This is a genomic window from Streptomyces sp. NPDC059455 (assembly GCF_042750115.1).
Taxonomy (GTDB): Bacteria; Actinomycetota; Actinomycetes; order Streptomycetales; family Streptomycetaceae; genus Streptomyces; species Streptomyces endocoffeicus.
In genome coordinates this window covers 11,191-12,658 of the sequence record NZ_JBHYVB010000271.1, presented here as the reverse complement: position 1 = coordinate 12,658, position 1,468 = coordinate 11,191, and the positions used below count along the sequence as shown (strand labels likewise).

Sequence of the window (1,468 nt, the reverse complement as noted above, 5' to 3'; positions counted from 1 at the left end):
GTTGTGGGGAGGGGCGGGTAGGGGAAAGCCCGCCGCAGGCGTCACCATCCGCCGGACACCCCGGAAAGAGCGCACGGCGCGCTCAGCGGCGCTCCGCCGCCCTTACCGTCGCCGCCGCCTTGCGCGCCGCCACCAGTACCGGGTCCCACACCGGTGAGAACGGCGGGGCGTAGCCCAGGTCCAGCGCCGTCATCCGCTCCACCGTCATCCCGGCGGTCAGCGCGACCGCCGCGACGTCGACTCGCTTGCCCGCGCCTTCGCGGCCGACGATCTGCGTGCCGAGCAGCCGTCCCGTGCGCCGCTCGGCGAGCATCTTCACCGTCATCGGCCGGGTCTCCGGGTAGTACCCGGCGCGGCTGGTCGCCTCGATCGTGACCGTCTCGAACTGCAGCCCCACGGCGGCCGCTTCGGCCTCCAGCAACCCGGTGCGGGCGATCTCCAGATCGCAGACCTTGCTGACCGCCGTGCCGACGACACCGGGGAAGGTCGCGTAGTCGCCGCCCACATTGGAGCCGATGACCTGCCCGTGCTTGTTGGCATGGGTGCCCAGTGGAATGTGCCGGGTGCGGCCGGACACCAGGTCGAGAACCTCGACACAGTCACCGCCCGCCCAGATGTTGTCATAACCGCGCACCCGCATGGCCTGATCGGTCAGCAGCCCGCCGTACTCGCCCACCGGAAGCCCCGCCTCCTGGGCGAGCCCGGTCTCCGGGGCCACCCCCAGGCCCAGGACCACCAGATCGGCGGGGTATTCGCTCATCTTGGTGGCCACCGCCCGCACCCGGCCGTCCTCGCCCGTGACCACCTCGGCGACCTCCGCGCCGGTCACGGTGTCGATCCCGAGCCCCGACATCGCGTCACGGACCAGCCGCCCCATGTCGGGGTCGAGCGTGGACATCGGCTGCTCACCGCGCTCCAGGACGGTCACCTGGGCGCCGCGCTGGATGAGCGCCTCGGCCATCTCCACCCCGATGTACCCGGCGCCGATCACCACCGCCCGCTCGACCGGGGCGGCCTCCAGGGACTCCAGCAGCGCCCGCCCGTCGTCCAGGGTCTGCACCCCGTGGACGCCGGGGGCGTCGATCCCGGGCATCGCGGGGCGGCGCGGCCGGGCGCCGGTCGCGATGACCAGGTCGTCGAAGCCGTACCACTGCTCGCCCGTACCGCGCGGATCGAGGTCCCGCGCCAGGACCCGCTGCCCGGCGAGGTCGATCTCGACGACCTCGGTGTGGGTCCGTACGTCGATCCCGCGGCCCCGGTGGGTCTCGGGCGTCCGGGCGACCAGTTCGTCCGGGCCGTTCACCAGCCCGCCGACCCAGTACGGGATGCCGCAGGCCGAGTACGAGGTGAACTGGCCGCGCTCGAAGGCGAGGATCTCCAGCTCGCCCCGGCTCTTGAGTCTGCGCGCCCGCGGGGGGGGGGGGGGCGCCCCCCCCCCCCCCCCCCCGACCCACCAAGACCCGGCCGC

At 73.8% G+C, this 1,468-nt stretch carries 1 protein-coding gene; it reads right to left on the bottom strand.

The features are described 5' to 3' along the window. Window positions 1–82 precede the first annotated feature (82 nt). Window positions 83–1,468 (bottom strand): FAD-dependent oxidoreductase (locus ACFXB5_RS48510; RefSeq protein ID WP_385221142.1); only part of this gene is annotated, 1,386 nt, incomplete at its 5' end.